Below are 22608 nucleotides of genomic sequence, written 5' to 3' on the forward strand. Positions count from 1 at the left end.
CATCAACCCGCGGCTTGCCGTGGCTCTTGGGAAAGAACGGCCGTAGCCGCTCGATCTGCTCGTCCGTCAGCCAAAACCGGTCGCTCATCCCGGTCTCCTCGCGGAGCCTGAATCAGATCGCGACGCTCACATCAAATGCCCCTTCTAAACAACGCGACGGCACGATCTAAAACCAGCGCGTATTGAGCATTGCGTCTAAGGTTGTTGTCGTAGTCTAGCACAGTGTTAAATGGCGCACCGCCTTTGCCAGAAGCGAAGTCGGGATAGAAGGCTTGAAAGCCGTTCATATGATCAAGAGGCAGATCAAGCCGCATTCGAAGAATTACAGGTTCATCACCTGCAAGGTCGACCTCGTTGCGGCTCTTGAACACATCATAAGCGATCTGGTCAGTCGGGCTTAGCTTCGTACGATCTATTGTGGCCAATGTGGCCAGATCATGAGCGATTGCCGCCTGTTCGTTCCTATAATAAGCCTCAGTAAGGTAGGTCCAGGAAGTATCCGCATAGCGTAGATCGCCACGCAGTACCGCCTCCAGCGGATTACGTTTCAGATAGGCTTCATCACTTTCCGCGAACAACCGCTTGATACGCGCATCGGCTTGACTGTTGCCGTGTGGCTCTGCCGGTGCAGCAGACTGTGCAGTCGCCACCGAACTCGAAAGAGTTGCGGCTAGGAGGGCTGAGATTACAGTTTTGCTCGACAATCTAAGATCCTTTGCCCGCGTACGTAGGGTCGCAAGCCCTGGCGGATTCATACCAGATATCGCTAGAACAAGGGAACCTAGCAGAGGCTTATCGCGTGGAGCGGGGCAGCCATGCCGCTACAAGCCTGCGCTAGCTGCGACAACAACCGCCAGGTTTGCGCAACGGTTCAAATCGCATAGGCCATATCGCTGCCACATCAGCATCAAGAACAATTGCTCGGCCGTTGATCGCCTTCATGCTGAAGCATTCTCTGCCCGGGCGCTCTTCTGGCCAGATGGGTGGTTGCCGCAGATTGTCGCGAAAGTGTTGAGTTTTGCGACGTACAACCACGGTTGCGATCATCGACGTGCCGGGAACAGCAACCAACGATGTAACCCACTGCGACCGGAAAGATCGTTGCGACCTGCCTGCTCGTGACGGGTATGACGAAGCCGTACGCGACCCACAGGCGCTCCCTCATCATCGATGGGGGATGTTACCCAGGAAGGCCGTATTGCAGCGCAACGGTGAGGTTTGCTGCAAACGACAGTGAAGCGAGCAATGTCCAGCGCTTTGCTTCCCGCCGGCGGTATGCTCCCAAAGCACGCTGACAATCAGCCAAATGGCAACAACCCGTCCAACTCGATTAGCCAGCTCTTAAGCATCCGTATCTAAACCAAAATGATGCGATTGGCTCAAAACGACTGGTGGAGGACGGGTAATCCGGCATTGCCGAGCTACCGGCGGCATTTTGTGTATCCGCTGAGCGCCGCAATGGCCGCTGCTGGCATCATCATGATCTCGCTGCTGATTTGGCTGACCGTCAAATCTGATGCGCAGGAAGCAGTGAGGGAGACAGAGCTAGCGCGGCTTGTCGTCTTCAACCGCATTGATTTCATACGACGCAATCAGAGCGATTACGCGACATGGGACGATGCGGTCGCCAAGCTAGTCCTGTCTATGGACAGCGAGTGGGCCAGTAATAACATCGGTCCGTACCTGTTCCACACACAGGGCTATGAGCACAGCTTTGTTATCAACGCTCGCAATCAAGCAACCTACGCCAGCAACCGTGACCATCAGGTCAGCCTGGATCCATTTGCCCTCATGGGGCCGTCTCTAACCAAGGCTATTGCCGAGTTAAGGACTGAACCAGTTGGTGAGGATCATCGTCGCAGCGGGTTGATCCGTATCGGCAATCAGCCAGCCGCATTTAGTATCGCCGCAATTATTCCTGATCCCGGCAAGGTAAAGCTGCCTCCTGGACCAGCTTCCTACCTCCTCTTTATCGACGTGCTGACGCCCGATCAGATCTCTTCCTTTGGTGCAGATCGCAGGCTCGCGGGAATGCGATTCGCACGTTTCGCGCACCCCGGGGACGGCAGTGTTGAGCTTGTCGGCTTCGATGGGAAACCGATTGGCTACATGGTCTGGACACCTCAGCGTCCCGGCACCGCCCTACGGAACGTCTGCTTGCCGATGTTGCTGACGATTATGTTGATCCTCATCCTAATTGGGGTGCGCATTTTACGGCACTGTCGGCAGGCGATCGAACAGACGGGCGCTGCAGTCCTCCAAGCGGCAGTGGACGCCAAGGATGCGCGCCGAGCCTTAGACGATCTCGTTCTTGCCCGGGCTGACGCTGCGCAAGCCGATAAAGCGGCCCGTCTGCGCTTGGAAACGACAGTGGAGGAGGTGCGCCGAGAGAACGTCGCCCTGAATGAACGACTAAAGGCCGCTCGGCAGGCAGCCTTGACCGACGCAAAGACCAAGCTCGAGCAGCGTGTTGGCCCAGCTATCGAGAATATACGTCACCAGGGCCGCATGCTGGCGGCTGCCTCCGAACGGGTGCGCGATCAGGCGGGCGGACTTGAACATCTGGTGTTGGTCGCGACTGGGGCCGCAACACAGACAGAGCAGCACATGACAGCTCTGGTGCCACAGGCGCTGGCCTTCGCGCAGGCAGGGCGGGATATCGAACGCGAAACAGCGGCCGCGCTGGCCGAAGTAGAACAGGCCAGCCATGATGGGCAACTAGTCGGTACCAGCGTAACGGCATTGGCCGAGGCACTCAGCGAAATAGAAACGGTTGTCGGTGCCATCGATCAGCTTTCCAAGCAGACAAACCTCTTGGCGCTCAATGCGAGGATCGAAGCCGCGCGATCAGGCGCGGCGGGATTAGGCTTTTCTGTGGTTGCTGATGAGGTAAAAGCGCTCGCCAATCATACAGCTGAACTCACCCGGCAAGTCACTGATCAGATTGAACTACTCCGCACCCAAACTACCACGACTTCAGCTGCGCTCGATACGATCGTTGCCGCACTTGGTCGGACCGAGACGGCCTCGGGTGTAATCAACGCTGCGGTTCATCGCCAGGTGGAAGGCGTCACGCTGATCCGTGGCAGCATTGAAGCAGTTGCTGACGAAAGCCGCAGGACGGCCATAGCTGTCGCTGACGCCCGCTCGGCGATCGCTGTCAGCCACGCAGCAGCCGATCAGATGGATGAGGCAGCCATGGATCTCACGGCTACTCTCTCGGCACTGGATGATAATATCGGCAGCTTCTTGAGCCAGCTGGAGGCGGCTTGATGCTGGATGCCCCTGCTGTCTATCTTATTGCACTGCCGAGCGTACCGACTGTTGCAGGAACTGATCAGGCATCTGGTCCTCGTCCCACCCGTGATCCTGAGGCGGTTCCCGACGGCAAGATTGTGGAAGGAGGCAAGCCGACGCTTGACCTCACTGTCTCGGTAGTGAGCAATTACCTGTTCCGCGGCGTTACTCAGAGCGCAGGGCATGGTGCCGTTCAGGCATCCGCAGAAGTGGCAAGTCCAGCGGGGTTCTATGCTGGAGCCTGGGGCTCGAGCATCGCCGCTTATGAGGGTTCTCATGCCGAGGTAGACCTTTATGGCGGCTACCGGCGAGCCATCTCGGGCTTCAACGTCGATATAGGAGTCATCTCCTACTTCTACCCCGGCGCAGACGGGGTTAGCAGTGCCGAGCTTTATGCAAGCGCTGCCAGAGAAATAGGTGGCGCCACGATCAAGCTTGGTACTAGCTACACGCCTCCTCAATCCGAACTCGGCAAAGGTGATGGTCTGTACTTGTTTGCGGAAGCCGAACAGCCGCTGCCATGGATCCCAGTTACTCTTCGCGGTCACATCGGCCGCGAAGCAGGCGTCAGCACAGTTACAGGTGCGCCGAAGATCGACTGGCTGTTAGGCTCTGACGTTCACGTCGGTCCAGCTACTATATCACTTGCGTGGGCCGATGCACGTTACCAAGGCCGAAAATTGGGGCAGCATCGCGATGGCAGTATTGTCGCTGGCGTTGCGTTTGACCTATAGTAGTAGAACCGACTTTATAGGTACGGTTTATGGCGGTTGGTGTCGGTAGCCCATCATAGGATGTTGCAACATTCGGAGGAAGCGACATGAGGTGTGCCGGCTGAAAGTTAGGCTGCCTTCGGAACAGGCGCTAACGCCTGCCGCGCTAGTGTCCGGTACACAGTGGGACGCGAAATGGAGAACAGCTCGGCAAGGTCACTTATCGAGTAGTCGCCGATGTCGTACATACGCCGAAGCTCTTTTTGCTGGCGATCCGACAGCTTGGGCTTTTTGCCACGCAGTTTACCCTTGGCGCGCGCGACGGCCATTCCCTCTCGGGTTCGGAGCTTGATGAGGTCCGCCTCGAACTCGGCAAAGGTAGCAAGGATGTTGAAGAACAGCTTACCCACCGGATCAGCCGGATCGTGGACGCTGGCGCCGATCTGCAGCTTCACACCACGTGCAGTAAGGCTGTCACAGATCGCACGTGCGTCAGGCACGGAGCGTGCAAGCCGGTCTAGCTTAGGCACTACCAGCGTGTCGCCGCTCCGCACTGCTGCCAACGCCTGGTCGAGACCGGGGCGATCCCGGTTCGTGCCAGTGAAGCCCTTGTCGGTGTAGATGCGATCCGCCGCCACGCTAAGCTTGTGCAGCGCGTCCTGCTGGGCGGCGAGGTCCTGTCTATCGGTAGAGCAGCGGGCATAGCCGATCAGCGTGTTCGTCATAGTCCGATCTGTAATGTAGAAGGCCCCTTCAACGCAAAAGATACCGTACCAGCTATGTGAGACTGGTTTTATGGCGGTTTGCCGTTGCTCGACAGGTCGGCCAGCAACCGTCCGTTGGCCGATCCCCTTCCGGACACACCGTGGCGGCGCTCACTCACCGAGCAATGGTCAAAACTAGTCCAGCTGTATCTCTTGCAACGCGTCTGGCAGAGGGCACCTCGGGCCGCCGCTGGAATTAGGGAAGCAAATCTCGGTACGACGGGCGGTCTCGCCAGCTGTCGCCAGCTCAGATGCACGATTTAGATGAAGGCGACGCTGTTCCGCTGTTGACGCCTCTGCTGCAGCCTCTAGTTCCGCCAATGTCAGCTTCTCGTAATCGATATGGCGCGGCTCAGCCAAGTTAGATCCCTTCATGGTTCATAAGCGTGAAGGTGAGCTACGGATTGAAGATCCGTAAGATGCTGGTGCACGCTCGGTTTGGGGTGAGGCGGTCTCTGGCGCTGATAAATGACCAGGAACATAGTGCGGCCAGGTTGACTTGGCACACAGCCTTGGGTGGGCTCGGGCAGGTGGTGGGAGCAACACCGATCTTGCGCCTCGCACTGCCGTAGTTTTACGTGGGACGATGAAAAAACACATGCGGATTGATCGACCTATCGATCCGGCCGAGCTTCTGGCGCTCGCAGAAGCGGTCCAAAATGCACGTCACGCTCGTGCGGAAGCCTTTCCGAAACTATCCAGCCTCACGGCGGATCCTACCTGGGATATCCTGCTATTCCTCTTTATAGCACAGTATCGAGAAGAGACGATAACGGTAATCAAGGCTTGCAACAGCACCTTTGCGCCTAGAGCCACAGCTGTCAGGCACATCCGATTGTGCGAGCAGCAGGGATATATTGATCGCACCGCTGATACAACAGATCGCCGTCGCGTCTTTCTTGCTCTTACTCCAAGCGGCATTGCAGCAATGCGGAGGTACTTTGGCCAACTGCAGCTAACTGCGGTATGATAGCGAGTTTATGGTTTCTGTCAGTTAGCCAGTCCCGAGCTCATTGCTGAAAACTTATGTCCTTAGGTCTTTAGTCCGGCATCGGTCTTGATCGCCAGCGTGGTGGCGCAGCGCTTTAACCATGGCCTGTTCAGCTTTGACGTCGTAGGTCGATCCAATCAGACGGGGGTGAACCATGGTAGGCCGACACAACAAGAGGCCTGGCGGCGTCGCCAAATGCCTGTTCCTACTCATCATCCTGGCCATTGCCGTGTTCGCTTGGATCGCAGTGCGCGGGCTGCAAAAAGAGCCGCATGGCCCGGTCGTAGGCAGCGACGTTCTGCCGGGCCAAGCCGCACGCGCCAACGGTGCTGTTCCAGGCGCTCAGCCCACCAGCTAGTCACCTACCGTCAGCGCGCATGCGTGTGCCGCCTCGATGAACGGCTTGCCCCAGGGAGAGCGTTACGTAATGATAGAAGATCTTCGCCTCACAGCAAGGACCTTGGTGAATCAAGTCCGTGCCGCTGCCAAGAAACACAACCTTGCCTGGAACGTCTTGGTGCCCAGCCGCGATGTCGTCGATTGGTCAGCGGAAGTCAGCGAAGAAGCCGCCTACAACGAGATGACGGAAGCGAAACACGCGCTCCGGCAGCACATATGCGAGACGTATGGCATCACTGTCGAGGAGCTGGGTCATCTTGCGATAAGCTAAGACCTGCACCTCCGTACTAGCCTCGTACTACTGGGATAGGTACTGGGCCGACCGATCCCGCTTATGCTGAGCGCTTGTCGTCCGCCGGCTCGTGGTGTGAAGCATCGCCGATCCTTGCTTTGCTATTTGAATGCTGCCTCCCGCTCGGGGAGGCGCAGCGACGGAGCTGGCTTGCGCATGCATCGCCCGACGGGCAGTGGATGCGCGACTAAGGAGTTCGCCGATGCCCAGCCTGCTTACGATCGATCACGACAGCCTGCTTGACAACGAACGCGAGCGGCAGGTCGAGTTCACCGCAGAAGTGGACGGCGATGATCGTGACTTTGCCGTGCAGTACGCCGTGTTGAAGGAGCTGAGTGGCGATGAACCAGAAGACGATGCCTTGGAGCTGTTCGAGCGCTTCAGCGACGAGATCATCGACGTCTGCGTAGAGGCAGGTAAGCAACGCCCTTCCATCAGCCTCATCGTCATTACCGAAGGCGATCTCGAATAGATTGCAAGCGCGGTTTTCGTACGATGGCTGCATACGCGTAAGCAGCTTAATTGAGACAACTGCCCACTGCCCATTGTCCGAATTGTAAGCCTTGCGCCCCTGTGTTGTGCAAAGGCCCACTGCCGTTGGCTGGCTGTAGGTAAGTTAATCAGCTCCCAGCCGGATCGGTCGCGGCTCATGCGAGAATGCCTCCTGTCGCCAGGAAACAGCCTCCATGCATTCGCGAAAGACAGCAATCGCGTCGCTCTTTTTGGCGACCGCGTCAGGGTCTCTCGCTGCGATGTGCTCGAACAAGGCAAAGGCGACCGCTGTGTCTCCAGCCGCAGCTGATTGTAGGCGCATATCGGGATCGAGCATGTCCAACCTTGTTGTTGCGGGCAGCGCACGGTGGCTTGGCGCTAGTGTATGCGCAAGACCAATCAGCAGCGGGACAAAGTTGGCCAATCACCAGCTTTTAACGGCTGAAAGCGCAGCTTGTGCTTACTCGGTCGAGCACCTGCGCTGCCGGGTCGGAGCACCTCATTTAGCCATACAGCACCCGGGACGCGGTATGCCGTCGATGCGCAAGCCGATAAGCGGCGCGAATGGGTGAGATCGATAGGCTGGTTCCTGCCAGCATTGTTGAGCAATGGGTGTATCACTTGCGGCGCCAGCGAGCGCGAGCACGCGATGCACTGTGGCTGCTGGATCAGGGGTTCACTGTTCACGACGGAAGGGATGGCGTGCCTACAGCTGACGCAAGCGCGAGGTGGCGGGCGGAGCAGGAAACGGTCATCTCCGAGGTAAATGCGCTGCTCGAGCTATACGACAGCATCAACCTTCATCGGCCTGCTGACGCGCTATGAATTTTAGCTTTGAAAGGCGCGGTATTCTGCAGGGGAAGGCAGCACTTCGCTCAACATGCGGCCTCCACACCGCCGCGTGGGGCGTTCCACGCCGATGTGCGTTAGGTGGGCTCGCAAAGGAGAGTGAATGATGAAGCCCCATGTTCTAGCCATCGCGACTGCGGCAATTCTGGCTTCTGGCGCTCAGGCCCAGACCCATGGCAACTCGCATAACCCGGCAGTCAAGGACAGCAGCGCGCGAACCACCGCTGTTGCAGCTAAGGGACGCAACTCGTTTACCGAGTCGCAGGCACAAGGTCGTATCGCCAAGGCCGGCTACACCAACGTGAGCAAACTCGCCAAGAACCGCAACGGGGTGTGGCAGGGCAACGCCATGCAGCACGGCAAGAAGGTCAACATAGCCTTGGATTACAAGGGCAACGTCACCGTCCATTGATCCTCGACATTCGGAGAATTATCATGACCACGACAATCAGCCGCCTTTTCGACAACTACTCCGACGCCAAGACGGCCGTCGCCGATCTTGAGACGCTTGGCATACCTCATGGCGACATCAGCATCGTCGCGAACAACGTCCATGGCGAGCATGGCCATGAAGGCGTCAATGAGGATGGCGACGTTAGCCGCGGCACCTCGACCGGCGCCTTGCTGGGCGGAGCTGGCGGCCTGCTTGCAGGCCTTGGTCTGCTCGCAATCCCAGGCCTTGGTCCGATCGTCGCAGCCGGGTGGCTTGCGGCAACGGCAGCCGGGGCCGGCATTGGTGCTGCTGGCGGCGCAGCCACAGGCAGCATTGTCGGCGCGCTGAAGAATGCTGGCCACAGCGAGGATGAGGCGAACGTCTACTCCGAGGGCGTGCGTCGCGGCGGAACGCTGGTCAGCGCCAAAGTGGCTGATAGCCACCTTGCCGAAGCGCAGTCGATCCTAGACGCGAACAATCCGGTCGACATTGCTGACCGTGGTGCAGCTTACCGCAACAGCGGCTGGAGCAGCTTTGATCCTGATGCACCGGTCTACACTGCGGAGCAGGTCACCCGCGAACGGTCTGCCTATGGTGCGGACGCTATCCCAACGCGCTACTGAACCTTGATGCGAGAGCCACCTCCTTGCGGGGTGGCTCTCGTCGAATGCTTAGGCAAGTATCTGCAGGTGCCGTTGACGACCAATAGCACATCGTTCACTGCCTCATGATGCCCTGTTAAGGACTGCCCACAACCACAGCCCATGTTGTTGCGCGACCGCAACGTATCCGATTGTTTTATCCCGCTTTTTACATCGGATTAATGATCTCGGCCTAGCTGGTTGTGATGCGCGGCCGGCTCCGCTGCGCGGGATCCCAGCACATGAAAAGCTTCAACGTTAACCCTTCACCCTCAACGGTGCTCGGCAGTCTTGAGGCGGGACGTGAGCTTCTCGTTGACTATCATATGGAAGACTGCACGCCAGAAGCCCAATTCGATCACATCGTTGCTCTGGCAGTAAAGCTCTTTGGTGTTTCGGGTGCTATGATCTCGATGGTGACCGCCGACGCCACCCTCTTTAAGGCACGGATCGGCCTGGACGTCTGCATGATCGCGTCTCGGCATACCTTCTGCCGGCACGCGCTCGACCTCAATGCTCCTTTGGTAATTGAGGATACGTTGGAGAGCCCCAGGTTCAGCGATAACCCGCTGGTCACCGGCAAGCCGCACATTCGCTTCTATGCAGGTATGCCGCTGCGGTTAGCGACCGGGCATGCGATCGGAACACTCTGCATCATCGATTCCAAACCGCGCATGTTCAGCGATCATGAACGCCAACTTCTGCAAGGGCTGGGACAGTTGGTGATCGACCGCCTTGAGGCGCGTCGGCAAGAGCGGCAGCTCGCTCAGCTAGCGCATTTCGATACGCTCACTGGCTTACCCAATCGCACGCTGCTTCACCGGCGAGCTGGGGAAATACTTGCTGCTCAGCATCCACTTGCCGTCCTGATGTTCGACCTGGACGGATTCAAGGACGTCAACGACCTCTTTGGTCACGCCACCGGCGATGCCTTGCTCAGTGCGATCGGAGATCGATTAAGCGGACTTCTCACCGGCGATCAGATGCTGGCACGCCTCGGCGGCGACGAGTTCGTCGTTTTAGCGCCCGACGCCGGCGATCCAAGAGCGGCATGGGCGGTGGCAGATCGCCTGCGATCGGCATTTAATGAGGGGTTTGTTGTCCACGATCAGGAACTGCGGCTCAACACTTGTATCGGGGTGGCCCTGTCGCCCTATCATGGCGCCAGCATTGATGATCTCGTTTGCCATGCCGATCTCGCGCTTTACCGTGCGAAGGAACGCGGAAGCGGGTCGATCGCCTTCTACGAACCGCATCTACGCCATCAGGTAGAGCATCGTCATCGACTTCAGCACGAGCTACGTCGGGCGTTCGAACGGAACGAGTTCGAACTGTTTTACCAGCCGCAGGTGCGCCTCGCTGATGAAAGGATCGTTGGCCTGGAAGCGTTGCTGCGTTGGCGCCATCCTGATCACGGCCTGCTGACTCCGGCGCAATTTCTTCCCATTCTCGAGCTGATGCCGCTTGCGGTGAGCGTCGGTCGGTGGGCCCTTGATACGGCGGTCGCTCAGGCGGCGCGCTGGCATGCATCAGGCCAGCGGCTACGGATCGCTATCAATCTATTTGCCTCGCAGTTGCGCGGCGCCTCGTTGGTGGAAGACGTTGCCTCAGCGCTGACGCGGCACGCTCTCCCCGCAGAGCTGATCGAACTTGAGCTAACGGAGGATCTTGCGGGAAAAAACACTCGCACGATCGTAGCAACACTGAAGGCTCTACGTCAGATTGGGGTGGGCATCGCGCTTGATGATTTTGGTGCCGGCCGTGCCTCGCTCAACGTCCTGCGGGAGTTACCTCTCACGCGCCTCAAAATCGATCGCGGCTTCATCTCCGACATTGCTGTTGGTGCCGAGCAATCAGCCATTGTCGACAGCCTTTTGACGCTCGGGCGTGCCTTCGAGCTGCTGATCGTCGCAGAGGGCATAGAGCATCCGGTTCAGGCTCGCTGGTTGCGGGCGAAAGGCTGTGAAGAGGTGCAGGGTTGGCACTATGGCAAGGCCATGCCGGCATCGGCAGTAGAGGAGGTCATGAGGGCCTCAGAGACAGCAAGGGAGCACGCGTAGGCATTTGCGGCGGTACGATCTCACGGCGGAACAGTGCATGTGCAACACGAAAGACCCATATCGGTTTACCAGTTCATTAAAGGGGTTGCTTAGGTCGGCCGTATAAGAGGCTGATGATAGCCAACCTCCATGAAGAAGCGCGACTGGACGCGCTGCACAAGCTCAACTTGCTCGACACCTCACCCAGCGAAAGCTTCGACCGCATCACGCGGATGGCGAGCCAGATATTTGACCTTCCCGTCGCTGCGGTATCGCTCACCGATCAGGATCGGCAGTGGTTCAAGTCCCGCGTCGGGATCGAGCATATGTCGATCCCGCGAGACAAGGCTCCCTGCGCTCGCGTTGCCGAAAGCGCCGAAGCAATCCTGATCTCCGATCTCCTGGCTGACGAATGCTATCGAACCAGCATCCTCGCTGGTCAGGGCGTACGCTTCTATGCAGGAGCGCCTCTGGTGACGCGCGACGGCTTTGGGCTTGGTGCGCTATGCGTACTCGGCACGGAGCCACGGTCGGCTTCTGCTACCGAAATGGCCGCCCTCAACGATCTTGCTCAAATGGTGATGTCGCAGATCGAGCTCCAGCACGCCTTCGGGCGGGTGGACCCGCTCAGCGGCTTGCCGAACCGGACCCAATTTCTGGACGATCTGGATGACCTTGGCAGAGAGGATCCCGGCAGCGAGCGGTTGGTGGTTCTGGTGGATCTTGCTCACGCCGAGCAGCTCAACACGGGCATCCGGGTCATGGGAGCGGACTATATCGATGACCTGGTCCAGGAGGCGACCCGCACCCTGAGGAGCGTCCTGGGTCCGAAGCGTCAGGCCTATCATGTCGCCGCCACACAATTCGTCTTCCTCGCTGAGCCGGGTACCGATCGAAGCGCCTATGTGGTGCAGCTGAGTTCGGTTCTGCGGCAGCTGCGCGTGGCATCCACCTCTCGATACGTCATGTCAGCATCCGTCGGTGTCGCCCCCTTTGTCACGGGCGCAACTCGGCCTCAGGACGTGCTTCGGACCGCACACAACGCGGCAGCTGACGCCCGAGGCACCGAAACGGGTGTTAGCATCTACTCCAGTGCCAAGGACCGTGCTCAAAAGCGTCGGTTTGATCTAATTAATGACTTCGGCACTGCTCTCGAGCTCCCAGAGCAGTTGCGGATTGTCTTCCAGCCTAGGATCAATCTCACAACCGGAAGCTGTGTCAGCGCGGAGGTTCTGCTCCGGTGGAACCACCCTACTCTCGGTGAGGTATCACCGGCTGAGTTCATACCGGTCATCGAACAAACATCTTTGGCAAAACCGACAACGGCCTGGGTACTGGAAGCAGCCTGCAGACAATTATGCGAGTGGCGTTCGTCCGGGGGTGGCATTGCTCTCTCGATCAACATTTCGGCCGCTAATTTGGGCGAGTTGGACTTCGCAGAACGTATTTGCCGCCATCTGGCGAAGTGCGACCTTCCCCCGGCGATGATCGAACTGGAAATGACAGAAAGCGCGGTGATGGAAAATTCCGGCGAAGCTCTTGCTCAGCTTGTCGCGCTTTCCGATGCGGGTCTGAGCCTCGCCATCGACGATTTTGGTACCGGCTACAGTAGCCTCGCCTACCTTCAGAAGCTGCCAGCCGACGTCGTAAAGATCGATCAGTCGTTCATTCGCGATTTGACAGTGGGTACGCGTGAGCAGACCTTGGTCCGCTCCATGATCGGCCTTGCTCACGACCTTGGCTACCGCGTCGTCGCAGAGGGTGTCGAAACCGCTGAAGCTGCCGAGCTTCTTAAGGAGATGGGCTGTGACGAGGGGCAGGGCTATTTCTTCGCGCGCCCAATGGAGCGGCATGAGTTCGATCAGTGGGTGCAAAAGCAGGCGACAGCCTCGCCTATCCGAAATGCAGCTTGATCAAGCAGCGCTCTCCCGTTCAACATTTCCGGCCACAAAGCTTTGCCTTCCAACAGTTCGGAGGTATCCGGTTTGCGGTACCGGAAAGCTATATGTCGCGCTCCCTGCATGCTGGGAGCTCTTTGAAAGATCCGTGACTACAATCGAGCCGGACCGCGAGAAAACCGGATTTACAGATCTTATTTTCTAACGTCTGATAGCCATCTAAGCGATCGCGGAGCACTGCATGCTCGTAGGCGATAGAAGCACGCTTTGGCCGCGCTGTAAGTTTGGTGAACCAGGTGGCGGCCCTGTCCAGCAGCCTAAAATAGGGTTTGGTTAACTAATTAACCCTACGATCTGGCCATTGTTCCAGGATCGATGTCATGCCCTCCACGCCTGTAATCGCCTTCACTGCCATCAGCGATGACGCATTTGCCTCGATGCTGAACGATAGATCACCTATGCTGCGCGCCTTCGCTCGCCGGCTAACAAAGAGTGATATCGATGCGGAGGATCTGGCTCAGGAAACGATGCTCCGGTGCTGGTCCGCGCGGGATGGTTTTCAGCCGGGAACGAACTTCGCAGCTTGGAGCCGGACCGTGATGCGCAATCGCTTCCTGTCCGATCGGCAAAGGGCGCAGCGCCAGGTTAGTTTACCAGACGAGGCGTTTGACCAGATGGAGGGCAGCACTGGCGGACAGGACGGCGCTGTGGCGTTGAGCGAGGTCGTCCGGGCCATTGCCGAACTCAGCGAGGAACAGCGCGAAGCCGTTTTGTTGTCGGGCCAGGGGGCGTCGATCCGGGACGGAGCGCATCACCTCTCGATCAGCGAAGCATCGTTCAAAAGCCGTGTCTCTCGCGGACGCTCGCGTTTGCGTGAGCTTGTCGAACGCGGACGAACTTCGGCACAGGAAAATCCTCCTTCGGCGCCGGTCCGCCCCGCATTGATCAGGCGCAAACCACGGTACCAGCCTGGAATGATGATCGGTTAGGTCCCACCGGCTGTGCATCAATGCTGAATGGCACGCCCGATCGGCTCAATTTGGTAGACAGCAGCCCTGTCCGATTTCGGATTGGCAGGGACGTGGACATGATAGCGCAGCGATCGAGGCCGTAACCACAGCACACCGCAAGGAAAGTATCTAGCCCCAGGCAGTCGCTACCCCGGCCAATCGTCAAGCCATTTGCAGATGCGAGCTGCAGCGGCTGACATCAATGCTATATCCTGCCCAGCTGGAGGAACAGCGTCGCGATATTCCGCCCCTGCCTTCCTGGGTCGACCATGAAGCGGCAGACATGCCACAACCTACCGATCATGACTCAACCCTGAGCTTGATCAAAGCCGTAGCCGATCAGCGTTGACGTGTCGTCGCGGGCCTAGACGGTGGGACATAGTGGTAGCCGGTCCCCAGCCATCCTATGTTGTGTTCGCACGATTGCGCTCGATTATGGGCCGACTGCATAGGAGATGTCGCATGGGTGAGTTCACCGACAAGCTCGACGCCGCGGGCAACAAGATTGCCGGCAACGTCAAGGAAGCCTTAGGCAAGGCAACCGACAATGACAAGCTGGTCGCCGAGGGCGAGGCGCAGAAGCTCAAGGGCACAGGTCAGGACGTTAAGGGCAGCGTCAAGGGCGCGCTCGGCGACGACATCTAATTGGCGAACGGGGTGGCAGGTACCGCCCCGTTTCGGATCGCTAAAGGCCTAAAGAGGAATATATATGAAGAAGATTTTTGCTCTGTCGTTCTGCGCAAGCCTTGCGCTCGCAGCGGTCACGCCCGCCAACGCACAGACGACCACACAGACCAAGGTCGACAGCACCACCAGCGTCAAGGATGGGGTTGCCACCACCAATCGGACCGTGAAGCACACCACTAAGCGCAAGACGCACCGGGCGAAGAAGGTTCTCGGCGTCAAGGTTGGTCATAAGACGGTGACGCACAAGACGGTGCGGCAGACGTCGACCAGCACCAATGGTGATACCAGCACCTCAGTTAAAACGTCAAACTAGAGATGCTTGGCCGATGGCGGGCGCCGTGACCGCCATCGGCTTTACGAGAGGCAATCCAGAGACACGCGCTATGACTAGCGAGCTTCGTCCATTATTGCCCCACCCGCCTAAATCCCGTTGGTAGCGGCGGGGCTCTATCCTGCCTTGAGACGTGCTGCTGGACAGCTATGACCGACTTTTTCCGGAAGCCCTTGCTCGCTCAAGTGACTCACCTTGTTCGGCAAGTTGATCCCATCTTCTGGCTGCCGTGTCGAAACGCTGTCGTACGGCCACAAGATGCGCTTGCTCGGCTTCTCGGCGCATCTGAGCCGCGCGTTGGCGGTACACGCTAGGATTCTCAGACATAGTTCCCCCTGTTTACTCGGATCGAGGCTAGCTGTGAACGGCGGCAGGGGAAGCCACATTTTTCGCCAAGTAGGCACCTTCTCCCGCCGGCATCGGCGTGCCGGCCGCTGCGTGGCGATCTGAGTGCTAGCAGACAAGCAGGTTACCACTTCTACTTCGGTGGTTGCTATGTCGCGAGCTGGTAGAGAGCGGCTCGGCCGCCAACGGATCTCCACCAACTGCCCGACGCCAGAGGACTATCGCGCACGCTAAAATCTCAAGGCGGACTATCCGATGGTCGCAGAGAGCTACAGCGAAGCACGCCGTACGATGGCAAAGCCGATCGAGACTGTTGAAAAAGGCGTGTGCGGGATTGGCTTGGCGGATAGCTGGCGACGCCGGGCACCGGAGGATGCGGCGCGTATCAGGCCGGCGCGGCCTGCCGGGCCAACAGTTGAAGATTGTATGCCGCGGCAGCCATGGTGAACTCCTCGGCTGCTCCGGCGAGGCCCCGCAGCTTAAGCGTTCGTAGCCCCAGGTTGCGTTTCAGGTGGCCGAACACGCGCTCGATCCGCTGTCTTCGACGCCGCGCGTGCACATAGGCGTCGGTGCCGGCAAGGGCGCGCACGGTATCGCGGGCATCTTCGCTAACGAGGCGGGTGATGCTGCGTTTCCGGCTGACGGTGCATTGGGGCTTCAGTTCGCAGCCAGCACAATCGGCGACATGGCTTCGGTATACGCGAACCTGGCTGGCGCGTTTGGTGCCGCAATAGCCGAGCGGCTTGTCCGCCGGGCAGCGATAGGCATCGGCCTCGCGATCATAGCGAAAGGCATCACGGGTGAAGAAGGCGTCGCGTTGGCGGCTGCGGTCAATGACCGGGATGTAGGGCGTGATGCTTCGCTTGAGCAGCCAGTCGAGCAACGGGCCACTGCCATAGGCCTTGTCGGCGGAGAGGCTCTCGGGCGCGATGCTCAGCTTCGTGCCGGCACGCGACACCAGTGTCCGAGCTGCCGCAACCTCGGACGAAAAGCGCGCTGGCGTCGCCTCCACATCGAGGATGCAGTCGGTATCAAGGTCGAGCAGCGGGTTGATGGCGTATGCGTACCGCGCCGGCCCGTGCTTGCAGCTGAGCGCCGCCTGCGGGTCGGTCGGCGAGATGCTGGCAGGATTGACGGGCGCGGGCTCGTCGGGATCTGGCGGCAACGCGGCGTCAAGCGCTGCTAGATATTCGGCGACGGGTCGCGATATGCTCTCCCCAGCACGAAGCTCGTCCGCGGCATCGGCTCCCTTCAGCTTCTTCTCGCGGCTGGCGTCGGCCATGATCGTGCTGCCGTCCACCGCCACGTCGCGCCCAGCCACCAGCCCGGCCGCAGCGCACTTCGCGATCACCTGCTCGAATAGCAGGCGATGCAGGTCGCAAGCGCGGAAGCGGCCGTGCCGGTTCTTGGAGAAAGTGGAATGGTCGGGCACCCGGTCGGCCAGATCGAGCCGGCAGAACCAGCGATAGGCGAGGTTGAGATGCACCTCCTCGCACAGGCGGCGTTCCGAGCGGATGCCGAACAGGTAGCCGACCAGCAGCATCCGCAGCATCAACTCCGGGTCGATCGAGGGGCGCCCGCTCGGGCTATAGCTCGCCGCCAGCGCCTCACGCACGAAGCCGAAGTCGAGCAGCCCGTCGATGCGGCGGAGCAGGTGGTCGGCAGGCACATGCTCGTCGAGCCGGAACCCGTAGAACAGTGCGCCTTGCGCCACCTGCCGACCCATCATGTTCGTGATCCTCCGACCCCTTTCAGGAGTGAATCACGCCTCCAGCCCCTTCGCAAGCAGCCGTTTTTCAACAGTCTCGATCGGTTTGGGTCGCAGCCTGATCAGAGCGAAAAGCAGGAACCGCAACCCGCAGCTGCTAAGCCCAAGCGCACGCTCAAGTCCGCCTTCGAGGCCGCTGCTGAGACCGCCAGCGGCAAGTGATAGAACCGCCGCGGCGATGTGGGTGCGCTCCGAGATGTCAGTGACGATCCGGACACATTGACAACGCCGCGGCTCATTACAGAAGGGTGGAATGAGCCGTACCCATATGCCTGCCTACCGTGTCCAGTTGCTGCCCTTCCCCATGGTGATCGATGCTGACGGCTCACCTGTCGCCCATTCTCACGTAGTCGAGATCACCTTTCCCGGTGACGCGATCGAGACCGCGCTTGGCAAGGTGAATACGATCGTAGGTCCCGGCACCGCCAAGATCATCGTCGGCGACATGACCATCCGCGGTGTCCCTCTATCCTAAAAAAGACCAATAAACCTAAAGCTGGTACGCACGTTTCAGCACGACCCGCATCGCGCTTTATCAATCGGTTAAGCAGCATCCGGTAATTCTGCGGTACCATGGCCACGCCGACGTCTGCCCGCGCCGCATTGATAGCGCTCCCAGAGATCATCCTTCTTCGGAAAGAAGGGCGAGATGTCGGTAGGCGTTATGCGTGCCGCAGGTGGCTGATAGGCACGCCGCTCTCAAGCTCTGCACCGTGTCAGACGGGTAGCTGACCTTGCCGGCTATACCTTTGTTCAAAGCTGCACCTACCTTGATCAGAGTCGTTGTTGGACCACGTACGATCATCATGCTGCTGGTGTTCGTAGTGGCGCTTTGCCTTGGAACGCTGATTTATGTCCAACACACGAACAACCTCATCGTTACCCGCGATATGCAAAACGCGGTCTCTCTGAGTGAGATATCTGCTCGGTTTGACCATGAAGATGGCAATCTTTACAGGCTGATGGTGGATAAAGCAGCCAATGACGGATCATCAAGCATCCTTAATCGTGTGGCTGGCATCCGCCATAATCTGACCCTTATCAGCTCACAGCTACGTTCCTCTCAGCTAAATCTGCCTGTCGGTGACCGGCATCGCGCTGCAGCTGTCGTGGAGGAGATAGACAAATATAACGATGCCGTGGGCGTCGTCTCGTCAATGCTGGAGGTCGACTTTGCAAGCAGCGTGTCGATGCTTAGGCCTTTCCGCTCTAACGCCGATCACGTTCTGCATGAGGTTAAGGGTATCGCGGCAGCTGGCATGCGCGATGCGCAGTCGCATGCCGATGCCGCAACTTGGCACACCCGATTGCTGGTGGCCTTCGTCACGGTCGCAGTGCTGATCGTCGCGCTTCTATCATATCTGTGGCTCGCCCTTGCTTCAAGGCGAGGCGTGCAGCTCCTTGAAGAGATAAAACGGCGAAGCAGCGCGGAAAATGACGCCCTACATCTTGCTCGAACTGACGCTTTAACGGGGTTGGTAAACCGTCGTGTATTCAATACCGAGCTGCAGGCCGTCACTGACGCCGCTAACCTCGGTCAAGCGATCAGCATCGTGCTGGTTGATCTTGATGGCTTCAAGGAAGCCAATGATGTGCACGGTCACGAAGCCGGAGATTGCGTACTTAAGGTCGTGGCCCGCCGGCTGCAGCAGGTATTTGGCCCTGCCGGCGTAGTGGCACGGTTGGGCGGCGATGAGTTTGCTGTGCTGCTGTTGTCTGGTGATGGCGTTAAGGAGGTGATGTCGTTAGCAGAAAGAGCAAGCGCACTGCTGCGCGCTCCGGTCATGTGGCGCGACAACAAGATTGTAGTTAGCGCAAGTATTGGTCTGTCGCGATATCCCGAGGATGGTACTGCAGGCAGCGCTCTATTGCATGCGGCTGACATTGCTATGTACCAGGCTAAGCGCAACGGCAAAGGAGGAGTGTGCCTTTTTGCACCCTCCATGGAGCAAGAACGGATAGAGCGTCGCCAGCTTGAAGGTGAACTCCGGGTTGGACTCGGCCAAGGCGAAATAATGCCCTTTTATCAGCCAATCGTGCGCTTCTCCGACGAGCAGCTATGCGGCTTTGAGGTGCTGGCGCGCTGGCAGCACCCACGCCTCGGCCTGCTTGCTCCCGACGCCTTCATCAAACTCGCTGAGACGACTGGCCAGATCACGGAGATGACGAAGGCCATCCTTCGCCAGGCTTGTCGCGACGCACGGCGTATCCCCACGCACTTGCGGCTCGCGGTCAACATCTCACCCATGCAGTTGGAGGAGCCAGGGCTTGCTGAGACCCTTATCGACATCATACGCGCCGAGGGGATCGATCCGGCTCGTATCGAGATCGAAATCACTGAAGACGCCATTATGGACGATGTGGTTTCCGCTGAGCTCGTGATCAACAGGTTCAGAGGTGCAGGTATGTCGATCGCCTTGGACGACTTTGGCACGGGATATTCGAGCCTCTCGAGTCTTCGCCGATTGAAGTTTGATAAGATCAAGATCGACCAAAGCTTCGTTCGGACGCTGCACGATAGCAAGGAAAGCCAGAAGCTTGTTGAAGCGATCATTGCGTTGGCCCTGAGCTTTGAAATGAGGGTCACTGCTGAGGGCATCGAGGATGCGAAGACCGCATCGCTGCTTGCTCAGAAGGGATGCAACCAAGGCCAAGGGTACTTCTTCGGCAGGCCCGTCTGCATCGATGATGTTGCAGAGACATCTAACGCACGCCGCGTCTTGGCCGCCTAAGCCTGCGAGCAGCGTCTAATCGCGCTGGTTCAAAAGCGCTTAACCATTCCGTCAGACCAGCAACGTAGACTGCTGCGAAACCGACTCGGGGTAATTGTGAAATCGCGATATTTCCTAGCAGGACCTATCCTGGCCGCGACAATGGTCACGCCAGCCGTACCTGCAACCCTCAACATACCGGTAGCAGCACGGGTCATTTCATTTATTCAGCCGACTCCGGTTGGGATCGTACCAGTAGCAATCATCTATCAGCCCGGAAATGCGAGTTCCGAAGCTGAAGCAGCTGATATGGAGCGAGCCTTCTCCAGCGGCATGAAGCTTGGCCGTGCCAACCTGCGCGTGCGGAAGGTCTCTGTTACGAGCTTGGGTCAATTAGGCGGCGCAAGAGCTGCGTTCGTTACAGCTGGCCTTCGATCTTTCCAAGATGAGGTATCCGCAGCGTCGGCTTCCCAGTCAATTCTCACCATCACCGCCGATACCAACTGTGTCGAGCAGGGGCGTTGCATCGTCGGCATCAGCAGTGGCGGGCGTACGCAGATAACCGTCAATAGGGCGGCGGCAAAGCGCAGCGGTGTTCGGTTCGGCTCTGCATTTCTGATGCTCGTCAAGGAAATATAAGAATGCGTGCTGGCATCCTGCTACGCCTGCTGGCTTGTTCCGGTTTGCCGGCCCTTGCTGCACAGGCTCAAGCACAGCGCATGGATTATGATGCGCTTCAGCAGACGATGGGAGAGCCCGTCACCAATAGCGTGACCGGCAAGCCGCAGCGACAATCTGAAACGCCTGCATCGACGATCATCATCACTCATGACGAGATAGCCCGCTCCCCGGCTAAGGACGTGCCTGGTCTGTTGAAGACCTATGCGGGAATAGACGTCAACCGCTGGACAGCGGGACAGAGCGATGTAGCCGTCAGGGGCGGCGTGCAGACGTATAATCCCCGGCTGCTCGTGCTCGTAAACGGCCGTCAGGTCTATCTCGATCATTATGGCATGACTGACTGGAACCTGCTTGGCGTGCAGCTGGAGGAAATCCAGCAGATCGAACTCGTGCGCGGGCCAGCCGGGGCGCTCTTCGGCTTCAACGCCGCCAGCGGTGTCGTTAACATCATCACCAACGATGCTCTCGCCGAGCGGAGGATTTCTGCGTCCTTAGAGGCGGGCAATCGTGGCTATGGCAGAGTTGCAGGCGCGCTTAGCTTGCCGATCAATGACGCCGTTGGCATCCGGCTGTCGGGCGGACATATGCGCGAGAACGAGCGCGATGTCCCGGCGGATCAGTTTCAGCCGCTACGTGCCGACGATGTGTTGCGTGACGATGTGTCAGCGGCGGTTGACGTCAGTGTAGATAGTCAGACACAGGTGGGCGTCACTGGCGGATATGCCTACAATCGCCAGCTTGAGCTGTTGGTCACCCAGATCAGCAGTGAACAGCGCTACCGAACTCAGAACCTTGGCCTCCATGTCGATAGAGACACGCCGTGGGGAAGTCTGACGGCGCAAGTCTATAACAATTGGCTGCAGGCGCGTTATGGGGTCGGCTCAAACGACCGCGGCACTACGCCGATTGCCGCGCTGCAAACCTTCGATCTTTCAGCTCATACCTTTGTCGCCCAAACCTCTGCTTTGGTGCGCCTCGGCAACGATGATGTTGCGCGAGTAGGTTTTGAATACCGAAACAACAGCTTGAACAGCGGGGTCACGTTTTCACGCATCACCCGGTATTCAGTCTTGTCAGCCAACGCCATGATGGACATCGGCCTATCCGACCCGCTTACGTTCAATCTGGCAGGGAGGATTGATCGTCTGGCTCTCGGTCAAGCGGGGGCGATCGCACCGGTGGTTGCGGATGACCCCGATGCTTTCGATCGTGAGTTTACGACCGTAAGCTTCAACGCTGCCTTAGTATACCACCCTAACGGCCAGCAGACACTGCGCCTGAATGGTGGTAGGGCGGTCCAAGCGCCATCACTCGTGGTGTTCGGCATGAATATTCCTGTGGAGTTTGTCGGCGTGCCGGTGCCGGTTATTGTGGCAGGGGATCCGACCATCAAGCCGGTCGAAGTGTGGAGTTCAGAGCTATCTTACGAAAATAGAGTTTCGGAGGGATTCGCACTCCAGGCATCTGCATTTTTCAATCGAACCATCAACTCCATTGCCTATCCAGGCGACGACCCTGTTCTGGAATTTCGCGCATCGGCAAACCCATTTGTGATCACTCGTGTCGCTAACGTTGGCGACTTTGATACATATGGCCTGGAGTTGTCGGTCAGCGGAAGCGTCACCGATCGGCTTAGGTGGCGCGGGAATTACACGCTCACTAAAACAGACGAAGCGCTGCCCGCAGCCACACCTGCAATCAAATATTCGCTTCTACCCGAGCAGGCCACCGCGAGACACAAGGCCAACCTCGTCATCAGCTATGCGCAGGGTCGCTGGTCAGGCTCTGTCGTAGGGCGCTTCACGTCAGCAACCGATCAGATCAGCACCCGCCCTGATACCTTCCTCGAACTTATCCATGTGCCATCTGCCGTTGCAGTTGATGGCAAGGTCGGCGTTCGCCTCTCCGAACGGGTGTCGGCTTGGGTTGCAGGTGAAAACCTGACCGGGGCGTCCGGAGCCGCGGGATCGCCGCTGCCAGCTGATACCCGACTGCGATCTGGTATTAGCCTTACCTTGTGAAGGCCCGTGAAACGATCGATACACAAATTACATTTCAGGCGTTGCCTACTGCTCTGAGAATGTAGGGTCTACGGGCGACCGCCATTTAAGTAGCGATCGTTGCTAAAACATCGGGTGCTGGACAGCGAGCGGCCCCATCATCATACGACCCGTACGTTCAATCTTTATGTTCGGGTTTTGCGGATGCTCCATTACCGCTCTCCACGCAAATACCGTCGCCCGTACGAGCTTTACAGGTCTCGGCTG

22 protein-coding genes and 1 pseudogene are annotated in these 22608 nt (G+C 58.5%); 18 read left to right on the forward strand and 5 right to left on the reverse strand.

Translation table 11 applies throughout. From position 1 onward, the window contains the following. Both AC07M8_RS19220 and AC07M8_RS19225 read right to left on the reverse strand, forming a co-directional pair. Positions 1 to 88, reverse strand: a pseudogene (locus AC07M8_RS19220) (IS5 family transposase); the annotation flags it as partial. Between the two features lie 43 nt (positions 89 to 131). Then, the gene (locus AC07M8_RS19225; RefSeq protein ID WP_495175835.1) at positions 132 to 650 is read right to left on the reverse strand and encodes a DUF885 family protein; all 519 of its coding nucleotides are present in this window, start codon (positions 648 to 650) and stop codon (positions 132 to 134) included. Positions 651 to 1365: 715 nt separating this feature from the next. Between AC07M8_RS19225 and AC07M8_RS19230 the strand changes: the two genes are divergently transcribed. Together AC07M8_RS19230 and AC07M8_RS19235 are read left to right on the forward strand one after the other, a co-directional pair. Continuing rightward, a complete protein-coding gene (locus tag AC07M8_RS19230; RefSeq protein ID WP_495175836.1) occupies positions 1366 to 3273 on the forward strand; it encodes a methyl-accepting chemotaxis protein in 1908 nt (635 codons plus the stop codon). Beyond that, complete coding sequence (locus AC07M8_RS19235) at positions 3273 to 4031, forward strand: TorF family putative porin (RefSeq protein ID WP_495175861.1); 759 nt, start codon at positions 3273 to 3275, stop codon at positions 4029 to 4031. The genes AC07M8_RS19230 and AC07M8_RS19235 overlap by 1 nt, the downstream gene beginning before the upstream one ends. A gap of 107 nt (positions 4032 to 4138) precedes the next feature. Here AC07M8_RS19235 and AC07M8_RS19240 read toward each other — a convergent pair whose 3' ends face one another. Beyond that, positions 4139 to 4735, reverse strand: a complete 597-nt coding sequence (locus AC07M8_RS19240; RefSeq protein WP_495175837.1) for a recombinase family protein — start codon at positions 4733 to 4735, stop codon at positions 4139 to 4141. Between the two features lie 625 nt (positions 4736 to 5360). On the opposite strand from AC07M8_RS19240, the gene AC07M8_RS19245 reads away from it, so the two are divergent. The 3 genes from AC07M8_RS19245 to AC07M8_RS19255 all read left to right on the forward strand — a co-directional run bounded on the left by AC07M8_RS19245 (position 5361) and on the right by AC07M8_RS19255 (position 6928). Beyond that, positions 5361 to 5744: a MarR family winged helix-turn-helix transcriptional regulator gene (locus AC07M8_RS19245; protein WP_495175838.1), complete on the forward strand. Its 384-nt coding sequence runs from the start codon at positions 5361 to 5363 to the stop codon at positions 5742 to 5744. Between the two features lie 415 nt (positions 5745 to 6159). After that, on the forward strand, positions 6160 to 6435 hold the full coding sequence (locus AC07M8_RS19250) for a hypothetical protein (protein WP_495175839.1): 276 nt from the start codon (positions 6160 to 6162) through the stop codon (positions 6433 to 6435). 223 nt (positions 6436 to 6658) lie between these two features. Beyond that, positions 6659 to 6928, forward strand: coding sequence for a DUF1488 family protein (locus AC07M8_RS19255; RefSeq protein WP_495175840.1), 270 nt, complete (start codon positions 6659 to 6661; stop codon positions 6926 to 6928). Positions 6929 to 7072: 144 nt separating this feature from the next. Here AC07M8_RS19255 and AC07M8_RS19260 read toward each other — a convergent pair whose 3' ends face one another. Next, the gene (locus AC07M8_RS19260) at positions 7073 to 7285 is read right to left on the reverse strand and encodes a hypothetical protein (RefSeq protein ID WP_495175841.1); all 213 of its coding nucleotides are present in this window, start codon (positions 7283 to 7285) and stop codon (positions 7073 to 7075) included. 227 nt (positions 7286 to 7512) lie between these two features. Between AC07M8_RS19260 and AC07M8_RS19265 the strand changes: the two genes are divergently transcribed. The 8 genes from AC07M8_RS19265 (at position 7513) to AC07M8_RS19300 (ending at position 14818) form a co-directional block, all read left to right on the forward strand. Then, positions 7513 to 7773 (forward strand): hypothetical protein, encoded by a 261-nt coding sequence (locus AC07M8_RS19265; protein WP_495175842.1) that lies wholly within the window; start codon positions 7513 to 7515, stop codon positions 7771 to 7773. A 127-nt stretch (positions 7774 to 7900) separates the two neighbouring features. Next, positions 7901 to 8209 carry a hypothetical protein gene (locus AC07M8_RS19270; RefSeq protein WP_495175843.1) on the forward strand — a complete coding sequence of 103 codons (309 nt, stop codon included), beginning with the start codon at positions 7901 to 7903 and terminating at the stop codon, positions 8207 to 8209. 23 nt (positions 8210 to 8232) lie between these two features. Then, positions 8233 to 8853, forward strand: coding sequence for a hypothetical protein (locus AC07M8_RS19275; protein ID WP_495175844.1), 621 nt, complete (start codon positions 8233 to 8235; stop codon positions 8851 to 8853). Positions 8854 to 9113: 260 nt separating this feature from the next. Then, a complete protein-coding gene (locus tag AC07M8_RS19280) occupies positions 9114 to 10931 on the forward strand; it encodes a putative bifunctional diguanylate cyclase/phosphodiesterase (protein ID WP_495175845.1) in 1818 nt (605 codons plus the stop codon). A 113-nt stretch (positions 10932 to 11044) separates the two neighbouring features. Then, complete coding sequence (locus tag AC07M8_RS19285; protein ID WP_495175846.1) at positions 11045 to 12823, forward strand: sensor domain-containing phosphodiesterase; 1779 nt, start codon at positions 11045 to 11047, stop codon at positions 12821 to 12823. A gap of 365 nt (positions 12824 to 13188) precedes the next feature. Next, a complete protein-coding gene (locus tag AC07M8_RS19290) occupies positions 13189 to 13797 on the forward strand; it encodes an RNA polymerase sigma factor (RefSeq protein WP_495175847.1) in 609 nt (202 codons plus the stop codon). Between the two features lie 483 nt (positions 13798 to 14280). Continuing rightward, complete coding sequence (locus tag AC07M8_RS19295; RefSeq protein ID WP_495175848.1) at positions 14281 to 14463, forward strand: CsbD family protein; 183 nt, start codon at positions 14281 to 14283, stop codon at positions 14461 to 14463. Between the two features lie 64 nt (positions 14464 to 14527). Further along, positions 14528 to 14818: a hypothetical protein gene (locus AC07M8_RS19300; RefSeq protein ID WP_495175849.1), complete on the forward strand. Its 291-nt coding sequence runs from the start codon at positions 14528 to 14530 to the stop codon at positions 14816 to 14818. A 748-nt stretch (positions 14819 to 15566) separates the two neighbouring features. Here AC07M8_RS19300 and AC07M8_RS19305 read toward each other — a convergent pair. Beyond that, positions 15567 to 16910 (reverse strand): IS1182 family transposase, encoded by a 1344-nt coding sequence (locus AC07M8_RS19305; RefSeq protein ID WP_495175850.1) that lies wholly within the window; start codon positions 16908 to 16910, stop codon positions 15567 to 15569. On the opposite strand from AC07M8_RS19305, the gene AC07M8_RS19310 reads away from it, so the two are divergent. The 5 genes from AC07M8_RS19310 (at position 16851) to AC07M8_RS19330 (ending at position 22362) form a co-directional block, all read left to right on the forward strand. Further along, positions 16851 to 17111: a hypothetical protein gene (locus tag AC07M8_RS19310; protein ID WP_495175862.1), complete on the forward strand. Its 261-nt coding sequence runs from the start codon at positions 16851 to 16853 to the stop codon at positions 17109 to 17111. The two genes, AC07M8_RS19305 and AC07M8_RS19310, sit on opposite strands and share 60 nt — an antisense overlap. A gap of 91 nt (positions 17112 to 17202) precedes the next feature. Beyond that, positions 17203 to 17424 carry a hypothetical protein gene (locus AC07M8_RS19315; protein WP_495175851.1) on the forward strand — a complete coding sequence of 74 codons (222 nt, stop codon included), beginning with the start codon at positions 17203 to 17205 and terminating at the stop codon, positions 17422 to 17424. 331 nt (positions 17425 to 17755) lie between these two features. Beyond that, entirely contained in the window at positions 17756 to 19681 is a 1926-nt protein-coding gene (locus AC07M8_RS19320; RefSeq protein WP_495175852.1) for a putative bifunctional diguanylate cyclase/phosphodiesterase, read from the forward strand. Between the two features lie 141 nt (positions 19682 to 19822). Next, positions 19823 to 20299: a YfiR family protein gene (locus AC07M8_RS19325; RefSeq protein ID WP_495175853.1), complete on the forward strand. Its 477-nt coding sequence runs from the start codon at positions 19823 to 19825 to the stop codon at positions 20297 to 20299. Between the two features lie 2 nt (positions 20300 to 20301). Then, positions 20302 to 22362 (forward strand): TonB-dependent receptor plug domain-containing protein, encoded by a 2061-nt coding sequence (locus AC07M8_RS19330; RefSeq protein WP_495175854.1) that lies wholly within the window; start codon positions 20302 to 20304, stop codon positions 22360 to 22362. Positions 22363 to 22608 lie beyond the last annotated feature (246 nt).

The organism is Sphingomonas sp. GW821-FHT09E03 (genome assembly GCF_059416225.1).

Coding starts and splice junctions, on each gene's coding strand:
- AC07M8_RS19270 (WP_495175843.1), top strand. CDS start 7,901: ATGATGAAGCCCCATGTTCTAGCCATCGCGACTGCGGCAATTCTGGCT.
- AC07M8_RS19295 (WP_495175848.1), top strand. CDS start 14,281: ATGGGTGAGTTCACCGACAAGCTCGACGCCGCGGGCAACAAGATTGCC.
- AC07M8_RS19235 (WP_495175861.1), top strand. CDS start 3,273: ATGCTGGATGCCCCTGCTGTCTATCTTATTGCACTGCCGAGCGTACCG.
- AC07M8_RS19275 (WP_495175844.1), top strand. CDS start 8,233: ATGACCACGACAATCAGCCGCCTTTTCGACAACTACTCCGACGCCAAG.
- AC07M8_RS19325 (WP_495175853.1), top strand. CDS start 19,823: ATGGTCACGCCAGCCGTACCTGCAACCCTCAACATACCGGTAGCAGCA.
- AC07M8_RS19305 (WP_495175850.1), bottom strand. CDS start 16,910: ATGATGGGTCGGCAGGTGGCGCAAGGCGCACTGTTCTACGGGTTCCGG.
- AC07M8_RS19250 (WP_495175839.1), top strand. CDS start 6,160: ATGAACGGCTTGCCCCAGGGAGAGCGTTACGTAATGATAGAAGATCTT.
- AC07M8_RS19290 (WP_495175847.1), top strand. CDS start 13,189: ATGCCCTCCACGCCTGTAATCGCCTTCACTGCCATCAGCGATGACGCA.
- AC07M8_RS19300 (WP_495175849.1), top strand. CDS start 14,528: ATGAAGAAGATTTTTGCTCTGTCGTTCTGCGCAAGCCTTGCGCTCGCA.
- AC07M8_RS19320 (WP_495175852.1), top strand. CDS start 17,756: ATGCTGCTGGTGTTCGTAGTGGCGCTTTGCCTTGGAACGCTGATTTAT.
- AC07M8_RS19230 (WP_495175836.1), top strand. CDS start 1,366: ATGATGCGATTGGCTCAAAACGACTGGTGGAGGACGGGTAATCCGGCA.
- AC07M8_RS19245 (WP_495175838.1), top strand. CDS start 5,361: ATGAAAAAACACATGCGGATTGATCGACCTATCGATCCGGCCGAGCTT.
- AC07M8_RS19260 (WP_495175841.1), bottom strand. CDS start 7,285: ATGCTCGATCCCGATATGCGCCTACAATCAGCTGCGGCTGGAGACACA.
- AC07M8_RS19285 (WP_495175846.1), top strand. CDS start 11,045: ATGATAGCCAACCTCCATGAAGAAGCGCGACTGGACGCGCTGCACAAG.
- AC07M8_RS19330 (WP_495175854.1), top strand. CDS start 20,302: ATGCGTGCTGGCATCCTGCTACGCCTGCTGGCTTGTTCCGGTTTGCCG.
- AC07M8_RS19280 (WP_495175845.1), top strand. CDS start 9,114: ATGAAAAGCTTCAACGTTAACCCTTCACCCTCAACGGTGCTCGGCAGT.
- AC07M8_RS19315 (WP_495175851.1), top strand. CDS start 17,203: ATGAGCCGTACCCATATGCCTGCCTACCGTGTCCAGTTGCTGCCCTTC.
- AC07M8_RS19255 (WP_495175840.1), top strand. CDS start 6,659: ATGCCCAGCCTGCTTACGATCGATCACGACAGCCTGCTTGACAACGAA.
- AC07M8_RS19240 (WP_495175837.1), bottom strand. CDS start 4,735: ATGACGAACACGCTGATCGGCTATGCCCGCTGCTCTACCGATAGACAG.
- AC07M8_RS19265 (WP_495175842.1), top strand. CDS start 7,513: ATGGGTGAGATCGATAGGCTGGTTCCTGCCAGCATTGTTGAGCAATGG.
- AC07M8_RS19310 (WP_495175862.1), top strand. CDS start 16,851: ATGCTCGTCGAGCCGGAACCCGTAGAACAGTGCGCCTTGCGCCACCTG.